The organism is Peribacillus simplex (genome assembly GCF_001578185.1).
Classification (GTDB): domain Bacteria; phylum Bacillota; class Bacilli; order Bacillales; family DSM-1321; genus Peribacillus; species Peribacillus simplex_A.
In genome coordinates, this window is the sequence record NZ_CP011008.1 from 1,602,418 (window position 1) to 1,617,854 (window position 15,437).

At 43.4% G+C, this 15,437-nt stretch carries 13 protein-coding genes; all 13 read left to right on the forward strand.

Annotation, left to right across the window (positions count from 1 at the left end; genetic code table 11):
• Window positions 1-13 precede the first annotated feature (13 nt).
• The 13 genes from UP17_RS07550 to UP17_RS07610 all read left to right on the forward strand — a co-directional run bounded on the left by UP17_RS07550 (window position 14) and on the right by UP17_RS07610 (window position 15,430).
• Complete coding sequence (locus UP17_RS07550) at window positions 14-1,684, forward strand: DAK2 domain-containing protein (protein WP_061462372.1); 1,671 nt, start codon at window positions 14-16, stop codon at window positions 1,682-1,684.
• A 224-nt stretch (window positions 1,685-1,908) separates the two neighbouring features.
• Window positions 1,909-2,571, forward strand: coding sequence for an L-serine ammonia-lyase, iron-sulfur-dependent subunit beta (sdaAB, locus tag UP17_RS07555; protein ID WP_061462373.1), 663 nt, complete (start codon window positions 1,909-1,911; stop codon window positions 2,569-2,571).
• A 37-nt stretch (window positions 2,572-2,608) separates the two neighbouring features.
• Window positions 2,609-3,493, forward strand: coding sequence for an L-serine ammonia-lyase, iron-sulfur-dependent, subunit alpha (gene sdaAA / locus UP17_RS07560; protein ID WP_061462374.1), 885 nt, complete (start codon window positions 2,609-2,611; stop codon window positions 3,491-3,493).
• Window positions 3,490-5,541, forward strand: a complete 2,052-nt coding sequence (gene recG / locus UP17_RS07565; protein ID WP_061462375.1) for an ATP-dependent DNA helicase RecG — start codon at window positions 3,490-3,492, stop codon at window positions 5,539-5,541. The genes sdaAA and recG overlap by 4 nt, the downstream gene beginning before the upstream one ends.
• Window positions 5,542-5,659: 118 nt before the next feature.
• The gene (gene fapR, locus UP17_RS07570; RefSeq protein ID WP_061462376.1) at window positions 5,660-6,217 is read left to right on the forward strand and encodes a transcription factor FapR; all 558 of its coding nucleotides are present in this window, start codon (window positions 5,660-5,662) and stop codon (window positions 6,215-6,217) included.
• Window positions 6,218-6,241: 24 nt separating this feature from the next.
• Complete coding sequence (gene plsX, locus UP17_RS07575; protein ID WP_061462377.1) at window positions 6,242-7,231, forward strand: phosphate acyltransferase PlsX; 990 nt, start codon at window positions 6,242-6,244, stop codon at window positions 7,229-7,231.
• Between the two features lie 24 nt (window positions 7,232-7,255).
• Window positions 7,256-8,203: an ACP S-malonyltransferase gene (fabD, locus tag UP17_RS07580; protein ID WP_061462378.1), complete on the forward strand. Its 948-nt coding sequence runs from the start codon at window positions 7,256-7,258 to the stop codon at window positions 8,201-8,203.
• Window positions 8,200-8,943 carry a 3-oxoacyl-[acyl-carrier-protein] reductase gene (fabG, locus tag UP17_RS07585; RefSeq protein WP_061462379.1) on the forward strand — a complete coding sequence of 248 codons (744 nt, stop codon included), beginning with the start codon at window positions 8,200-8,202 and terminating at the stop codon, window positions 8,941-8,943. Before fabD ends, fabG begins: the two co-directional genes overlap by 4 nt.
• Before the next feature lie 57 nt (window positions 8,944-9,000).
• Window positions 9,001-9,234, forward strand: coding sequence for an acyl carrier protein (locus UP17_RS07590; RefSeq protein ID WP_034313729.1), 234 nt, complete (start codon window positions 9,001-9,003; stop codon window positions 9,232-9,234).
• 264 nt (window positions 9,235-9,498) lie between these two features.
• Entirely contained in the window at window positions 9,499-10,239 is a 741-nt protein-coding gene (gene rnc / locus UP17_RS07595; protein WP_061462380.1) for a ribonuclease III, read from the forward strand.
• A gap of 24 nt (window positions 10,240-10,263) precedes the next feature.
• Complete coding sequence (gene smc, locus UP17_RS07600) at window positions 10,264-13,827, forward strand: chromosome segregation protein SMC (RefSeq protein WP_061462381.1); 3,564 nt, start codon at window positions 10,264-10,266, stop codon at window positions 13,825-13,827.
• 25 nt (window positions 13,828-13,852) lie between these two features.
• Window positions 13,853-14,869: a signal recognition particle-docking protein FtsY gene (ftsY, locus tag UP17_RS07605; protein ID WP_061466019.1), complete on the forward strand. Its 1,017-nt coding sequence runs from the start codon at window positions 13,853-13,855 to the stop codon at window positions 14,867-14,869.
• Window positions 14,870-15,097: 228 nt separating this feature from the next.
• Complete coding sequence (locus UP17_RS07610) at window positions 15,098-15,430, forward strand: putative DNA-binding protein (protein WP_061462382.1); 333 nt, start codon at window positions 15,098-15,100, stop codon at window positions 15,428-15,430.
• Window positions 15,431-15,437: the final 7 nt, after the last annotated feature.

Below are 15,437 nucleotides of genomic sequence, written 5' to 3' on the forward strand. Positions count from 1 at the left end.
GGAGGAAAGTTTTGTGTCAATTACAAGTTTAAACGGAAAGCGCTTTGCCGAAATGATCATTCAAGGTTCCAACCATTTAGCGGCAAACGCCCAAATGGTTGATGCGTTGAATGTTTTCCCTGTTCCAGATGGAGATACTGGGACGAATATGAATTTATCGATGACTTCCGGAGCGAAGGAAGTGCAAAATAACGTCCAGGAACATATTGGGAAAGTGGGTACATCTCTTTCAAGAGGACTGTTAATGGGCGCTCGCGGGAATTCAGGTGTTATCCTTTCTCAACTTTTTCGCGGTTTTGCTAAAGCGATTGAACATAAATCGGAAATCAATAGTGAAGAATTCGCCCAAGCTTTTGAAGCTGGGGTTCAGACAGCTTATAAGGCAGTAATGAAACCTGTTGAAGGAACCATCTTAACGGTTGCAAAAGATGCAGCAAAGCAAGCGGTTTCATCAGCAGCAAACCACCAAGACCTTATTCAGGTAATGGAAGAAATCGTTACGGAGGCCAATGCTTCATTAAAACGTACACCGGATCTTCTTCCGGTCCTAAAAGAAGTGGGAGTCGTAGACAGCGGCGGGCAAGGGTTAGTGTTTGTATATGAAGGCTTCCTTGCTGTGCTGAAAGGTGAGGCACTTCCAGTCCGTTCTGCTAATGGCCCAAGTATGGATGACATGATCAATGCCGAACACCATATGAACGTACAAGGGCATATGAATACGGAAGATATCTTGTATGGTTACTGCACGGAATTCATGGTCCGATTGGAAAGTGAAAAACTTGCCAATAAATCGTTTGATGAAGAAAAATTCCGAAATGATTTAAGTGAATACGGAGATTCCTTATTAGTCATCTCTGATGATGAAGTTGTCAAAGTACATATTCACTCTGAACAGCCTGGCACGTGCCTGAATTATGGACAGCAATACGGTAGTTTAATCAAACTGAAAATCGATAATATGCGTGAACAGCATACTGCGATAGTAGGTGAATCGAATACATCGCTTCAAACGAAACCGTCAACCAAAGAGAAGTACGGTGTAGTGTCCGTAGCTATGGGTGCTGGCATAAGCGAGTTATTCAAAAGCATCGGCGCTAAGTCTGTCATCGAAGGCGGGCAAACGATGAATCCTAGCACGGAAGATATTGTTAAAGCGGTTGAAGAGGCATATGCAGATCATGTCATCATCTTGCCTAACAATAAAAATATCATCATGGCGGCCAATCAAGCTGCAGATGTACTTGGTGATCATGTGACTGTTATACCAACGAAAACGGTACCACAGGGAATGGCAGCATTGTTGGCTTTCAACCCTTCACTAGATGCTGAAGAGAATAAAAAAGCGATGATTGAAGCTCTTTCGCATGTGAAAACGGGCCAGATTACTTATGCTGTGCGGGATACCAGCATTGACGGCCTTGCAATTGAGACCGGTGACTTCATGGGAATCGCTGAAGGAACCATCAAAGTCAAGGATAAAGACATGACTCAAGCGGCAAAAGACCTTCTCTCCGATATGATTGACGAAGAATCCGAAATCCTTACCATTTTATATGGAGAGGATGCAACGGCAGAAGATGTCGAAGGTCTTGTTGCGTTTTGTAATGAGAATTTCGAAGACGTTGAAGTTGAAGTCCATAATGGGAAACAACCTTTATATTCTTTCATTTTTTCAATTGAATAAAAAGAGTATCATAAGATAAGTGAGACTTCATCGACTCTTTGTTTGAAGGACCTGAAAAAAATAAAAGGCAATAAACTGCATAAGTCATTAGGCTATGCAGTTTTATTTTTGTGAAATGAAGGATTACGAACAGCATGAATGGAATTACAATAAATTTGGCGTTATTATTAAACTAACTCCCAGTGTTTCCCTTGGGTTCAGTTCTAAAAAAGGAGGAGCGATTCATGAAATATAGAAGTGTGTTCGATATAATTGGTCCTGTTATGATTGGTCCCTCTAGTTCCCATACAGCAGGGGCTGCAAGAATCGGTAGGGTTGCCAGGCATTTATTCGACCGGGAACCTAAATGGGCCCATATTTCTTTTTACGGATCGTTTGCTAAAACCTATAAAGGCCATGGAACGGATGTAGCCATTGTAGGAGGCTTACTTGATTTTGATACATTTGATGAGAGAATCAAAGAATCGCTGGAAATAGCCCGGAAAAAGAAAATGAAAATCACTTTTCGTGAAGAAGAAGCCGTGCCGGAACACCCCAATACAGCAAAAATAACGGTGGGGGATGATGATGGCGAACTGGAACTTGTCGGTATATCGATTGGCGGGGGGAAAATTGAAATTGTCGAACTGAATGGGTTTAAATTGAGGCTATCCGGCCACAATCCTGCCATACTCGTCGTTCATGATGATCGATTTGGTGCCATTGCCAATGTTTCAAACATTTTAGCCAAGCATCAAATCAATATTGGACAGATGGAAGTCTCCCGTAAAGAGAAAGGGAAGATGGCCTTGATGACCATTGAAGTGGATCATAACTTGGAGGATCAGGTCATCAACGAAATAACAGCGCTCCCCAATATCACTCAAGTAGCGAGGATTGTTGATTGATAGGGCAATCGTTTCCACTTAGGAAGGAGAAGGTATCATGTTTCGAAATGTAGCGGAATTAGTAGAATTGGCTGATTCAAAGCAGAAAAAAATATCTACACTGATGATAGAACAAGAAATAGAAGTAACGGGAAAAAGCCGTGAACAAATCATCCACCAGATGGGAGTCAATCTGGATGTAATGGAACAGGCAGTTGAAAAGGGACTCCAAGGTGTACGATCCGTTTCCGGGCTGACGGGCGGGGATGCAGTCCTTCTTCAGAATTACATTAAATCCGGAAATTCCTTATCCGGTGAGATGCTGTTGGATGCGGTCAGCAAAGCCGTGGCAACAAACGAAGTGAACGCAGCGATGGGAACGATTTGTGCGACGCCCACTGCCGGATCTGCGGGTGTTGTGCCTGGAACCCTGTTTGCTTTGCAAAATAAATTAAAACCGAATCGGGAGCAGAAAATTGAGTTCCTATTTACAGCAGGGGCATTTGGTTTTATTGTAGCGAATAATGCTTCGATTTCTGGAGCCGCAGGGGGATGTCAGGCAGAGGTCGGTTCTGCTTCGGGCATGGCAGCGGCAGCAATTGTTGAAATGGCAGGAGGGACACCGGCACAAAGTGCAGAAGCAATGGCAATAACCTTAAAGAACATGCTAGGTCTTGTATGTGATCCTGTTGCTGGGCTTGTGGAAGTGCCTTGTGTGAAGCGGAATGCCATGGGGGCAGCCAATGCTATGGTTGCCGCAGATATGGCGCTAGCGGGTATCACAAGCCGCATACCGTGTGATGAAGTGATTGATGCGATGTACAAAATCGGGCAAACGATGCCATCGGCTCTTAGAGAAACTGCACAAGGAGGATTAGCGGCTACACCGACTGGACGGGAGTTGGAAGCGAAAATCTTTGGCTTGCCGCTGAATAAGAAGTGAACTCCACTTTACAGGAACCCATAACAGCAGTAAAAGGCATTGGGGGCGAAACAGCGGCAGCTTTGGAGGAAATGGAGATCCATACCGTCGCGGATCTCCTTGAGCACCTTCCATATCGCTATGAAGATTATCGATTGAGGGATTTAGAAACGGTCGAGCATGATGAGAGGGTTACTGTAGAAGGAAAGGTTCATACGGTGCCCACGTTAGGATACTTTGGGAAGAAAAAATCCAGACTTACGATTAAATTATTGACTGGGAGATATTTAATAAATGTCATTTTTTTTAATCAGCCATATCTGAAGCCCAAGCTTGCAATAGGCGAAACTGTTACTGTAACTGGGAAATGGGATCGTCATCGCCAAACCATTACAGGCTCGGAATGCCACGTTGGTGATCATAGCAGGGAGAAAGAGTTCGAACCTGTGTATTCAGTAAAGGGCAGCATTACTGTTAAAGGGCTACGCCGCTTTATCTCCAATGCATTTTCTCAGTACGGAGCAATGATAGAAGAAAATCTGCCCCCGCAATTGTTGGCGACATACAAACTGATGCCGCGTAACGATGCTCTTCGTACCATGCATTTCCCTCTTTCGGCTAATGATGTAAAAAAGGCTCGACGCCGTTTTGTATATGAAGAATTTTTATTGTTTCAACTTAAAATGCAGGCGCTTCGTAAAGTGCAGCGAGAACAGTCAAAAGGGATTGGTCAGGAGTTTGATGTGGGGCAAGTGGCGGCCTTCGTTGAGACTCTCCCCTTTCCATTGACGAACGCTCAGCGAAGGGTCGTCGAGGAAATATTGAACGACATGAAATCCCCCTATCGGATGAATCGCCTACTTCAAGGGGATGTCGGTTCAGGAAAAACTGTGGTTGCCGCCATATGCTTGAAGGCGACGATTACAGCAGGTTTTCAAGGTGCACTTATGGTCCCGACGGAAATCTTGGCTGAGCAGCATACACAATCCCTTAGGGCCATGTTGGAACCTAGTGGAGTAAAGGTCGCATTGTTGACTAGTTCGGTAAAAGGCAAAAAGCGCAAGGAACTATTGCAATTGCTAGAGTCCGGGGAGCTTGATCTTTTGATAGGAACACATGCATTGATACAGGATGAAGTGAATTTTCGGAACCTTGGTCTTGTCATAACGGATGAACAACATCGTTTCGGAGTGGAGCAGCGCCGGATCCTTCGTGAAAAAGGTGCAAATCCAGATGTTCTATTCATGACGGCAACACCGATTCCCCGAACGCTGGCAATTACAGTGTTTGGGGAAATGGACGTCTCAACGATAGACGAAATGCCGGCAGGGCGTAAAGCGATAGAAACCTATTGGGCGAAACACCAAATGCTCGATCGGATTTTAACTTTCGTCGAAAAGGAACTAAGGCGAGGGAGACAGGCTTACGTCATCTGTCCTTTGATTGAGGAGTCGGAGAAACTTGATTCATTACAAAATGTTCTTGATGTTCATGCAATGCTTACACAATACTTTACGAACATGTATAAAGTGGGGCTCATGCATGGACGTCTGCCTACGGATGAAAAAGACGAAGTGATGCAGCAGTTTAGTGCCAATGAAGCACAAATCCTTGTCTCCACAACGGTTGTTGAAGTTGGGGTGAATGTTCCTAATGCAACGGTAATGGTCATTTATGATGCGGAGCGCTTTGGGCTTTCACAGTTGCATCAGTTACGGGGGAGAGTCGGAAGGGGGAGTGATCAGTCCTTTTGCATCCTCCTGGCTGACCCGAAAACGGAAGTCGGCAAAGAACGGATGAAAATCATGACCGAGACAAACGATGGTTTTGCTCTTTCCGAGAAAGATTTGGAACTTCGGGGCCCTGGTGATTTCTTCGGTAAAAAACAAAGCGGCCTTCCTGAGTTCAAAGTAGCCGACATGGTCCATGATTACAGGACCTTGGAAGTGGCAAGGATGGATGCTTCAAAATTGATCGCCTCACAAAGCTTTTGGCATTCCCCGGAGTATGCACCGCTACGGAACTATTTAGAGGGTACGGGCGTATTTACGGGAGAAAAGCTGGACTGATCTGAATGAAAATCCATTAGCAGATTGCGAGAATTTTTTCAATATCTTGCAATCTGTTTTTAAAATATATATACTACTATTAGTACCTAGTCATAATACTACGGATGGTGACCTTCAGATGCGAAGAAGTAAGAAGGAACGCCAGCAATTATTAATCGAAACGATTAAACAGAATCCTTTTGTAACGGATGAGGAGCTGGCTGAAAAATATTCGGTGAGCGTCCAGACTATTAGGCTTGATCGTCTTGAATTATCGATACCGGAACTGCGTGAACGTATTAAAAGCGTGGCTGAGAAGAAATTCAGTGACGAAATTAGGGCTTTGCCTTTGGATGAAATCATCGGGGAAGTAATTGATCTTAATTTAGATGACAATGCTATTTCGATTTTGGATATAAATAAAGAGCATGTCTTTAAGCGGAATGGAATTGCAAGGGGGCATCATCTTTTTGCCCAAGCGAATTCATTGGCTGTAGCGGTCATTAATGACGAACTGGCATTAACTGCAAAAGCATCCATTTTATTTACTCGTTCTGTAAAGGAAAATGAAAGAGTGATAGCTAAAGCGAAGGTTAAAAACGTGGACCACACCAACGATCGTTCCGTGGTGGAAGTCAGAAGCTACGTTGGTAATGAACTGGTTTTTAAAGGCGAGTTCGAAATGTATCGCTCTTAACTTTCTAGTAAAGGATGAAAGAAAATGAAGATAACGATAGATGCAATGGGTGGCGATAATGCTCCCAAGGCACAGGTTTTAGGAGCGATGAAAGCTGTTGAGGCTTTTTCCGATGTGGAAATTACCTTGGTGGGCAATGAAGCGGAGATAAATCAATACTTAACGAAACATGGCCGAATAAAGGTTGTACATACTGATGAAAAAATATTAAGTACCGATGAACCGGTTCGTGCGGTTCGCCGCAAGAAAAGTGCCTCGATGGTATTAGCTGCACAACAAGTGGCTGATGGAGAAGCAGATGCATGCATTTCTTCAGGCAATACTGGTGCGCTAATGGCTGCAGGCTTGTTTGTTGTTGGAAGGATAGAAGGCATTGAACGTCCGGCATTGGCTCCAACCCTTCCGACAATCGATGGTAAAGGTTTCGTATTTCTGGATGTAGGTGCGAACTCTGATGCGAAGCCGGAGCATCTGCTGCAATTCGCAATAATGGGATCTGTTTATGCACAAAAAGTGCGGGGAATTGAAAAGCCACGGGTCGGACTCCTGAATATCGGAACAGAAGAAAAAAAGGGGAATGAACTGACTAAGCAGGCTTTTACATTGCTACAGCAATCATCGGAGATATCCTTTATAGGTAATGTAGAGGCCAGGGACCTTCTAAATGGACCGGCAGATGTTGTCGTTACGGACGGCTTCACGGGAAATATGGTGTTGAAGACACTTGAAGGTACTGCTATGGGTGTATTTAAAATGGTGAAAACGGCCTTGATGAGCAACTTCAAGAGTAAGATGGCTGCAGCAATGGTCAAACCGGAACTAAAGGGCATTAAAATTAAAATGGATTATTCGGAGTATGGCGGTGCTGGCCTATTCGGTTTGAAGGCCCCTGTCATAAAGGCGCATGGTTCTTCAGATGCGAACGCGGTCTATAATGCGATACGCCAGACTCGCGATATGGTGGGGAATGACGTCATATCGACCATTGCAAAGACAATAGAAAAACAAAAATAAATCAAAGAGGCAGGGGAGTAACAGATGGGTAAAATTGCTTTTGTCTTTCCAGGGCAAGGTTCACAGTCAATAGGAATGGGTCATGGCTTATTTCAGGAAAACGAGCGTGCTCAGCATATTTTTCGAAAAGCCGATGAAAAACTTGATTTTCAACTTTCCGAACTGATCTTTAATGGCACACAACAAGAATTAACGGTAACCTATAATGCACAGCCAGCTTTATTGACCACGAGCTATGCCTTTGTCAAGGAGTTAGAAGAAGCGGGAATCAAACCTGATTATACAGCAGGGCATAGTTTAGGTGAATATACGGCTTTAGTGGCATCAGGTGCAATTTCTTTTGAAGATGCCGTTTATACTGTGCGTAAGCGCGGTGAATTCATGGAAGCTGCGGTACCGAATGGTCAAGGTTCAATGGCTGCGATACTGGGAATGGACCGTGAAGCTCTATCTGAAGTGACTTTTGAAATAACAGCAACAGGGGAATCCGTTCAATTAGCCAATATTAATTGTCCAGGCCAAATCGTCATTTCTGGAACTTCAGAAGGGGTTAAACTCGCAAGTGCAAAAGCCAAGGAGAATGGGGCTAAACGGGCTCTTCCTCTTGAAGTGAGTGGACCGTTCCATTCGGAATTGATGAAACCAGCGGCAGAAAAGTTACAGGGTGTCCTTGATGAAGTAAGCTTCAAACAGGCACAAATTCCTGTCATTTCAAACGTAACGGCTAAGCCCATTACTGCACCTGCTGAAATAAAAGAAAAATTAATCGAACAGCTGTATTCACCGGTCCTATGGGAGGACAGTGTGAAAACCCTGCTTGAATTGGGAGTGGATACGTTCATCGAGGTAGGCCCTGGGAAAGTATTGGGTGGATTAATAAAGAAGATCGATCGTTCCGTTCAAATTCACTCGGTCTCCGATATAGAAACACTAACAAAAACAATTGAAACATTGAAGGGGGCAAAAGCATGATCCTCGAAGGTAAAAAAGCACTTGTAACAGGGGCGTCAAGAGGTATTGGCAGGGAAGTTGCATTAGAACTTGCCCGTCAAGGAGCAGACGTTGCCATCAACTATTCTGGCAGTGAAACGAAAGCGAATGAAGTGGTGGAAGAAATCAAGGCATTGGGCCGTAAAGCATTTGCCATCCAGTGCGATGTTGCAAATAGTGACTCGGTGACAAGCATGATCAAAGAGGTCATCGAACAGTTTGGCAGAGTGGATATTTTGGTTAACAATGCCGGTATCACACGAGATAACCTATTGATGCGAATGAAAGAAGAGGAATGGGATTCAGTGATCAATACGAATCTTAAAGGAGTTTTCCTTTGCACAAAAGCGGTCACAAGACAAATGATGAAGCAGCGTAGCGGCAGGATCATCAATATGGCATCGATCGTCGGCGTCAGCGGAAATGCAGGTCAGGCAAATTATGTTGCGGCCAAGGCTGGTGTGATCGGACTGACCAAAACTACGGCAAAGGAACTTGCTTCAAGAGGGATTACGGTAAATGCGATTGCTCCTGGTTTCATCTCGACGGATATGACTGGGGAATTGCCTGAAGATGTCCGAAAAGCCATGTTGGACCAAATTCCGCTTGCACGGTTCGGTGACCCAAAAGATATCGCTGCAGTGGCGTCTTTCCTCGCTTCTGAGGCAAGCAAATATATGACTGGACAAACTCTTCATGTAGATGGCGGCATGGTCATGTAAGTTTTCTTTGATTTTTTCCGAAATTAATTTATAATGTTTTGAGGGGAGGTGAACACATTGGCAGATGTATTAGAAAGAGTAACGAAAATCGTTGTAGATCGTTTGAACGTAGAAGAATCAGAGGTTAAACTTGAAGCTTCTTTCAAAGAAGATCTTGGTGCCGATTCCCTAGATGTAGTTGAACTAGTCATGGAATTCGAAGACGAGTTTGATATGGAAATTTCGGACGATGACGCTGAAAAAATCGCCACAGTAGGTGATGCTGTGAATTACATACAAAGCACTATGTAATGTATTGTCGTTTGACTAAAAGCTCCGTTTTTTAACGGGGCTTTCTCTTATTCTTAAAGAAGGTTTGATGCAGCGGCAGATATAAGGGAATGAGATGCCCCAGGTAGCCCCGCCTGCATTGCAGTGGTCTTTTTCCGTTAGTTTTCTTTAAGCGGATTATAATGTATGATGTACATAGGAAAGCTTGACAGGAATTCCTGCCAGGTTTCTTTTTAATATATTGGAAAAATATGCTTTTTGAACCGTTGTGGAGGGTTTTGTGTGATGCGTAGGAACGGAAATAATCGTAAACCATCAATCAAGGATAATAAATTTAAACAGTTGCAGGAAAGTCTGGGTTTTCATTTTCAGGATGAAAATTTATTGAAACAAGCTTTTACACATTCATCGTATGTGAATGAGCATCGCCGTAAGCCTTATGAAGATAATGAAAGGCTTGAATTCTTGGGAGACGCTGTGCTTGAACTGACCATCTCTAAATACTTGTATCAAAAATATCCGATGATGAGCGAAGGTGAACTTACCAAATTAAGGGCAGCCATTGTGTGCGAGCCTTCACTTGTCGCTTTTGCCAATAGCCTTTCTTTCGGGGAATATGTTTTACTCGGAAAAGGGGAAGAAATGACAGGTGGACGAGAACGCCCTGCCATGCTTGCGGATGTATTCGAAGCCTATATTGGGGCTTTGTACCTTGACCAAGGATTAGAGCCAGTTGTGCAGTTTTTGAAGCATGTTGTATTTCCGAAGATAGACGAGGGTGCTTTTTCTCATGTGATGGATTATAAGAGCCAGCTTCAAGAGCTGATTCAGCGTGATGCCATCGGTGTCCTGCAATATAAGATCTTGCAGGAAAAAGGACCAGCCCATAACCGGGAGTTTGTTTCGACCGTTTCTCTGAATGGGGAAGAACTGGGCTCTGGTTTAGGAAAGTCAAAAAAAGAAGCGGAGCAGCATGCTGCCGAGCATGCATTGATCGTTTTAAAAGAAAAAAAATCAACAAGATAGTTGAACAGTAGAGGAGGAAAGGTCATGTTCCTCAAACGCTTGGACGTTGTAGGATTTAAATCTTTCGCAGAGAAAATTTCGATTGATTTTGTACCTGGAGTCACGGCAGTGGTTGGACCAAACGGAAGCGGCAAAAGTAATGTGACCGATGCAGTCCGATGGGTACTTGGAGAGCAGTCTGCGAAATCGCTGCGTGGAGCAAAAATGGAAGATATCATCTTTTCGGGAAGTGACACGAGGAAAGCGTTGAATTTTGCAGAAGTTTCATTGACCCTTGATAACGAGACGAATTCCCTGCCGATTGATTTTCATGAAGTCAGTGTGACTAGACGGGTATACCGATCGGGAGAAAGTGAATTTTTCATTAATAATCAAGGCTGCCGACTGAAGGACATCATAGATCTTTTCATGGATTCTGGTCTTGGGCGTGAAGCATTTTCCATAATCAGCCAAGGGAAAGTGGAAGAAATCCTAAGCAGTAAGGCAGAAGAAAGACGAGTGATCTTTGAAGAGGCAGCAGGTGTCCTGAAATATAAAACAAGAAAACGAAAAGCGGAATCGAAGCTGACGGAAACGCAGGATAACTTAAACCGTGTCCATGATATCCTCCATGAATTGGAAGGGCAAGTGGAACCGCTGAAAATTCAGTCTTCCCTCGCCAAGGAATTTTTGGAGAAGAAAGAAGAGCTTGAGCAAATAGAAGTAGCTTTAACCGTTTTTGAAATAGAAGAACTTTATGAAAAATGGGAAAACCTATCCAAGGAACTTGAAAAACATAATGAAATGGAACAGCAAATGGCAGGGCAGCTTCATGACAGGGAAGCGCATCTCAAAAAGCTTCGGGATAGTCTTGCAACTCTTGAGACATCGATCAATGAACTTCAGGAAATTCTCCTGAATGCCAGTGAAGAACTTGAAAAGCTTGAAGGCCGTAAAGAAGTTTTGAAAGAGCGGAAAAAAAATGCCGCCCAAAACAAGTCACAGCTTGAAAAAGCGATTGTGGAAGGTGAGGCTGCTGTCGAGCGCTTGTCCCTGCAAAAGGAACGAGAAACGGAACTCCTGAATGCTCTGAACTCGGAAGTGAAAGGGATACAGGAAACCTTAAATGAAAAACAAAAAAGCTTAGGCCTATTCAATAGTGATATCGAAGCGATGATTGAAGTGAAAAAGAGTGACTATATCGAGTGGTTGAACAAGCAGGCATCGGCTAAAAATGAAAAACAGTACCTGCTTCAGCAGCTAACACAGCAGGAACATAAAAATGCTAAACTTGATATGGAAAATGAAAAGTTCTTAACCGAGCGAATGGGTATCACTGCTAAAAAATTGGAATATTCAAAGCTGATGGAAAATGTGACCAAGCAGCTTGAAGAGCATGTCTCTTATTTCCGGAATCAACAGAACAAATTGAATGCGGCAAAGGATACGTATCAAAAACAGGAAACCACCCTTTATAAGGCCTATCAATTCCTTCAACAGGCAAAATCACGTAAGGAACTTCTTGAAGAAATGGAAGAGGATTATGCAGGCTTTTTTCAGGGAGTTAAAGAAGTTTTAAAAGCGAAAGAAACCCTTCAAGGCATAGAAGGGGCAGTTGCGGAATTGATAAAGGTTCCAAAGGAATATGAAACGGCCATCGAAACGGCTCTGGGCGGAGCGATGCAGCATGTGGTCGTTGAACGCGAAGAGCATGCACGAGAGGCCATTTCCTTCTTGAAGAAACATAAGTATGGACGTGCGACGTTCTTGCCTTTATCGGTCATTAAGGCAAGAGAGATTTCAGTAAGCCAATTATCGATGCTAAAGAGCCACTCAGCTTTTGTGGGGACGGGCTCCTCATTGATCCAATATGATGACAGGCATGCAGCAATTGCGGAAAACCTGTTAGGGACTGTCATAATCACGACAGATCTAAAGGGTGCAAATGACTTGGCGAAAATGATGCAGCACCGTTTCCGCTTCGTAACCCTCGAAGGGGATATCGTCAATCCAGGTGGTTCAATGACTGGTGGCGCATTAAAGCAAAAAACAACCTCCCTGCTTTCGAGGAAAACGGAATTGGAAGAGCTCCATCAAAAACTAGCCGCCATGGAAGCGAAAACGAATCAGCTAGAAAAGCAGGTCAAACAGCTCAAAGTGGATGTGGGTGTTCAAGAGCAAACGCTTGAACAAACCAGAAAAACAGGGGAGAGCCTTCGATTGCAAGAACAAACCCTGAAGGGCGAACTTCGTGAAGTGGAGCTACAGGAAAGAAATGTGAATGAACGGCTGCATCTTTATGATTTGGATAAAAATTCATATTTAGAAGAACAACAGCAAAAAACGGCAAGACTTGAAGAGCTGGAAGCACTTTTGGAATCATGTAAAATGGAAATTGAAGGGCTTGACCGGCTGATTTCCGACATGACGGAACAAAAGCAATCCCAACAATCCTCAAAAGAGAGCCTTGCCGAAGAAACGAATGAACTGAGGGTAACACTGGCCTCTAAGCGTGGGCAGCTACAAAACCAAAAAGAGAAGATGGAACGCATTGATTCGGATCTTTCAAAGGAAACTAGCAGGCTTGACGAAAACAAAGATGATTTGGGGCTCCTGACCAATGAAATGACAGACAGTTCAAGCGGGGAAGAATCCCTGGAAGATATGGCACAGCAGAAATTGCTCGATAAAAATGGGGCAATTGAAGGAATCACTATAAAAAAACAGGAAAAAAACGAGCTTCTAACACAAGTTGAAACACTTGAACTGGCCTTGAAAGAAGAAAACCGACTTTATAGAGGCATTGTTGAAGTGATGAAGGACGAAGAAGTAAAATTAACCCGTCTGGATGTGGAATTGGAAAATCGTCTCGACCACTTGAGAGAAGAATATACGCTTTCCTTTGAAGGTGCAAAAGAACAGTATCCATTGATGATGCCTGCAGAAGAAGCCCAAAAAAAAGTGAAGCTCATCAAGCTTGCAATAGAGGAATTAGGGACGGTAAATTTAGGTGCGATTGATGAATATGCACGTGTAGCTGAACGCTATGAATTCCTCCTTAGTCAAAAGGAAGACCTTCAACAGGCGAAAGATACATTATTCCAAGTCATCGATGAAATGGATGATGAAATGAAGCGGCGCTTTGCAGATACCTTTTATTCGATCCGTGAAGAATTCGAACAAGTCTTCAAAGCATTATTTGGCGGAGGGAGAGCTGAGCTTAAACTGACGAATCCGGATGATTTACTAAATACAGGGGTAGATATCATTGCACAGCCGCCTGGGAAAAAACTGCAGAATTTGAGCCTCTTATCCGGAGGAGAACGGGCACTGACGGCCATAGCCCTTTTATTCTCCATTCTGAAAGTGCGGCCGGTGCCTTTCTGTATTCTTGATGAAGTCGAGGCAGCCCTTGATGAGGCGAATGTAGTTCGGTTCAGCCAATTTTTAAGGAAGTTCAGCAGGGAAACACAGTTTATCGTGATTACTCACCGTAAAGGCACGATGGAAGAGGCTGATGTACTATATGGCATTACGATGCAGGAGTCAGGAGTTTCCAAACTTGTTTCTGTCCGGATGGAAGAATCAGAAAACTTTATTGAAGTTTAAATTCATTATTAGAGGAAGTGGGACAATGAGTTTTTTCAAAAAGCTAAAAGAGAAATTTACGAACCAGGAAGAAAAAGAAAAAGAAGTTGAAGCAGAAGTATCCATAGGTGAAAAATTCAAGCAAGGCTTGACAAAGACAAGGAATTCCTTTACTGGAAGGGTTAATGAACTTGTTGCCCGTTATCGGAAAGTGGATGAGGACTTTTTTGAAGAACTTGAAGAAATCCTGATACAGGCTGATGTAGGCTTTGATACTGTGATGGAACTAATTGATCAATTAAAAATGGAAGTCAAGCTTCGCAATATCTCTGATACAAGGGAAGTGCAATCCGTCATTTCCGAAAAGCTTGTCGAAATCTACCAAGGTGATGAAGAAGGGACTCCGAGCCTGAATATACAAGAAGAAGGTTTGACGGTCATTTTGTTCGTAGGGGTTAATGGGGTAGGTAAAACGACGACAATCGGTAAACTTGCTCATAAATTCAAGGCAGAAGGCAAGTCTGTCGTATTGGCAGCCGGGGATACGTTCCGTGCAGGTGCAATTGAACAGCTCGAGGTATGGGGAGAACGTGTTGGTGTCAGTGTAATCAAGCAAGGAGAAGGCTCTGACCCTGCTGCGGTCATGTTCGATGCCATTCAGGCTGCCAAGGCTCGTAAAGCGGATATCCTGATTTGTGATACAGCTGGACGTTTACAAAATAAAGTGAATTTAATGAAGGAATTGGAAAAGGTGAAACGTGTAATTGAACGTGAAATACCTGGTGCGCCACATGAAGTGTTGCTTGCCCTTGATGCAACAACTGGACAAAATGCACTTATTCAGGCCAAGACCTTCAAGGAAGCGACCAATGTTTCCGGTATTGTTTTAACAAAGCTTGATGGCACGGCAAAAGGTGGAATTGTTTTGGCAATTCGCAATGAACTGGCCATTCCCGTTAAATTTGTCGGGCTTGGTGAAAAAATGGACGATCTGCAGGAATTCGATGCAGAGAAATATGTTTATGGCCTGTTTGCTGATATCATCGATAAAGAAGAGGTTTAAGCAAAAAATGTCCGGAAGAGATTTTTCTCTTCTGGAATTTTTTTGTCTTTTTTTTATGAGGCAGCAACATTGTTACAGGATTCACTGTGAACTTCTAGAAGTAAGAAAACGAAAAAAATAGTGCTTTGCAAACAAGTGGTAAGGAGTTTGACTTGACATCAAATAAACAAGGCTTTACAATATAAACTTGTAAAGGGTTTTCACTTAACAGCAGGGAGGCTTGCTAAGATGCTTGAAAAGACAACGCGGATTAATTATTTGTATGACTTTTACCAATCGTTGTTAACAGAGAAGCAGCAGAGCTACATGTCCCTCTACTATCTGGATGATTACTCTCTTGGCGAGATTGCCGATGAATACGAAGTAAGTAGGCAGGCAGTCTATGATAATATAAAAAGAACAGAAGCGATGCTTGAGGAATATGAAGCGAAGCTATTGTTATTTCAAAAATTTCAAGAGCGTAACCAGTGGATTGCGAATATGAAGGGACTCATAGAAAAGGATTCCTTTTCAAAAGAGAAGCTGCTAGACGCAATCACAACGCTTGAGAAGTTGGATTAGGAGGCGG

Bases quoted from the DNA above. Each gene is read 5' to 3' on its own strand.
- sdaAB (WP_061462373.1), top strand. From the start codon at position 1,909: ATGAAATATAGAAGTGTGTTCGATATAATTGGTCCTGTTATGATTGGT.
- sdaAA (WP_061462374.1), top strand. From the start codon at position 2,609: ATGTTTCGAAATGTAGCGGAATTAGTAGAATTGGCTGATTCAAAGCAG.
- fapR (WP_061462376.1), top strand. From the start codon at position 5,660: ATGCGAAGAAGTAAGAAGGAACGCCAGCAATTATTAATCGAAACGATT.
- plsX (WP_061462377.1), top strand. From the start codon at position 6,242: ATGAAGATAACGATAGATGCAATGGGTGGCGATAATGCTCCCAAGGCA.
- fabD (WP_061462378.1), top strand. From the start codon at position 7,256: ATGGGTAAAATTGCTTTTGTCTTTCCAGGGCAAGGTTCACAGTCAATA.
- fabG (WP_061462379.1), top strand. From the start codon at position 8,200: ATGATCCTCGAAGGTAAAAAAGCACTTGTAACAGGGGCGTCAAGAGGT.
- rnc (WP_061462380.1), top strand. From the start codon at position 9,499: ATGCGTAGGAACGGAAATAATCGTAAACCATCAATCAAGGATAATAAA.
- smc (WP_061462381.1), top strand. From the start codon at position 10,264: ATGTTCCTCAAACGCTTGGACGTTGTAGGATTTAAATCTTTCGCAGAG.
- ftsY (WP_061466019.1), top strand. From the start codon at position 13,853: ATGAGTTTTTTCAAAAAGCTAAAAGAGAAATTTACGAACCAGGAAGAA.
- UP17_RS07610 (WP_061462382.1), top strand. From the start codon at position 15,098: ATGCTTGAAAAGACAACGCGGATTAATTATTTGTATGACTTTTACCAA.